The sequence below is a fragment of the Streptococcus penaeicida genome (assembly GCF_002887775.1).
Taxonomy (GTDB): Bacteria; Bacillota; Bacilli; order Lactobacillales; family Streptococcaceae; genus Streptococcus; species Streptococcus penaeicida.
Map to the genome: position 1 here is coordinate 1 of NZ_LOCM01000039.1, position 725 is coordinate 725.

At 40.7% G+C, this 725-nt stretch carries 1 protein-coding gene and 4 tRNA genes; 4 read left to right on the top strand and 1 reads right to left on the bottom strand.

The annotated features are described in order from the left end of the window. The first annotated feature begins 52 nt into the window (after nucleotides 1–52). From AT575_RS10055 to AT575_RS10070, 4 genes are all read left to right on the top strand, one after another. A tRNA-Phe gene (locus tag AT575_RS10055) sits at nucleotides 53–125 on the top strand. A gap of 12 nt (nucleotides 126–137) precedes the next feature. Continuing rightward, nucleotides 138–208: transfer RNA gene (locus AT575_RS10060), tRNA-Gly, on the top strand. 27 nt (nucleotides 209–235) lie between these two features. After that, a tRNA-Ile gene (locus AT575_RS10065) sits at nucleotides 236–309 on the top strand. 13 nt (nucleotides 310–322) lie between these two features. After that, nucleotides 323–410 (top strand) — tRNA-Ser (locus AT575_RS10070). A 40-nt stretch (nucleotides 411–450) separates the two neighbouring features. On the opposite strand, the gene AT575_RS10075 is transcribed toward AT575_RS10070, so the two are convergent. Continuing rightward, on the bottom strand, nucleotides 451–725 hold a 275-nt coding region (locus AT575_RS10075), incomplete at its 5' end, for a transposase (protein WP_129587078.1).

A 725-nucleotide genomic window follows, 5' to 3' on the forward strand; every position in this document is an offset into this window, starting at 1 on the left:
AAGGTCGTAGGTTCAAATCCTGCTCCCGCAATATACAATGTTTTGTATACATGGCTCGGTAGCTCAGTTGGTAGAGCAATGGATTGAAGCTCCATGTGTCGGCGGTTCGATTCCGTCTCGCGCCATTTTTCTTAAATGCGGGTGTAGTTTAGTGGTAAAACTACAGCCTTCCAAGCTGTTGTCGCGAGTTCGATTCTCGTCACCCGCTTTATAGTTACCATGCTATAAATAGCATGGGCGCGTAGCTCAGGTGGTTAGAGCGCACGCCTGATAAGCGTGAGGTCGGTGGTTCGAGTCCACTCGTGCCCATTTAATTTAATATGGAGAATTACTCAAGAGGCTGAAGAGGACGGTTTGCTAAATCGTTAGGTCGGGTAACTGGCGCAAGGGTTCGAATCCCTTATTCTCCGTTTTTAGGCTCTTTGTCAACTGTAGTGGGTAGATGAAAAGCTAAGTTCTAGAGAGTATCAAATTGATACTCTCTATTTTGATGTTCAAAGCAATCAAAATACGTTTTTTTAAGTTTTCAAAGTTCCGAAATCCAAACGCAGCTCTATTAATATCTTTTATGAGTTTGTTAGTCGCTTCTAGTTTGGCATTAGAATAAGAAGTTTCGAGGGCATTAGTGATATATGTCTTATGTTTTATGAAGGTCTTAAAGACTGTTTTAAAGTTTTTGTTTGTGACTGTTAAGTTCTCTTCAATCAAACTAAAAAATGCATCAA